The 1114-nt window shown below is 44.1% G+C and carries 1 protein-coding gene and 1 pseudogene; both read left to right on the top strand.

Going from position 1 to position 1114, the window contains the following annotated elements; translation table 11 throughout:
- Nucleotides 1-301, top strand: a pseudogene (locus JMW64_RS13930) (hypothetical protein); the annotation flags it as partial.
- Between the two features lie 487 nt (nt 302-788).
- The coding region (locus tag JMW64_RS13925; RefSeq protein ID WP_201555379.1) for a dihydrodipicolinate synthase family protein at nt 789-1114 on the top strand (326 nt) is incomplete at its 3' end.

The raw sequence follows: 1114 nt of genomic DNA, 5'->3' as shown, positions 1-1114 counted from the left end.
CATTATTCTTGCGTCACGATTTGATAGTATTAGCGACTTACCAAAATCGTTGCAACCCCGACCTTTATTGATTACCGGTGCGGCCAAAGCAATACAGAAAAACATATTAACGGCGCAAAAAAAGCAAGACATTCGTCGTATAGGTAAGCAGTCGTCATTGTTGGATAACAGTCGCATGGGTAAGCAGCGCGGCCTATACCAGCATGGTAGCGCGCAGATATTTGTCAGTAGCGGAGTGGGCACCCGAGGGTTACCTTTTCGCTGGTATCGTCCGACCATCGATGTGTTGACGATTCGTTAAAATAATTCAAAAGCATTTATCCCGCTTGCATAATTACGCTAAACTAACTATTTATCAATGTTCAATAAGCCCTAAACAGTAAGCCTTAAATAATAAGGTCTATAAGTAGCCGCCCTTGTGTCTATGTTGCATAACATTAGCGCTAAACAGCGCTTGGAATAGCGCGCAAATAGATAGGGTATATCTGGACTGAGCATTAATTGACTGATAGCGGTTAAATCAAAATATGCTACACTAGTAGGCGTTTTTATTATGATTGATAGATAGCATCGGCAATGGACAAAAATAATGTCCATGCGGATAGATATACACATGATTCTATAATGAGAATGTCACTATCATCTGTATATAAATGCCCAGTATGAACATCATGCAATAGCTACCATTGATCTGGTTATTAATGTAAAAATAGACATTGGCGATTGCAAACGATGGATCATGTGACAGCTTGAATAAAGCTAGGACAATACAACAGTAAGGCACAGTTATGAGCACAGCATATGACGAGATTAAAACCCGACTACAAGGCTCTATGGTGGCCTTGGTAACGCCCATGCATCCTGACGGCACGGTCGATTATAAACGTCTGGCCGACCTCATAGACTGGCAGATCGAGCAGGGCACCCATTGCCTCGTTGCCGTGGGCACCACTGGCGAATCAGCGACTTTGTCGATGCAAGAGCATAGCGATGTGATTCGCTACTTTGTGCAGCACGTCAAAGGCCGTGTACCAGTGATAGCGGGTACAGGCGCGAATAATACGACTGAAGCCATCAAGCTCACCCAAGATGCGGCAGATGCTGGTGCAGACTG

Source organism: Psychrobacter immobilis, from assembly GCF_904846065.1.
GTDB classification, from domain to species: Bacteria; Pseudomonadota; Gammaproteobacteria; order Pseudomonadales; family Moraxellaceae; genus Psychrobacter; species Psychrobacter immobilis_H.
This window is presented reverse-complemented; position numbering and strand designations above follow the sequence as displayed.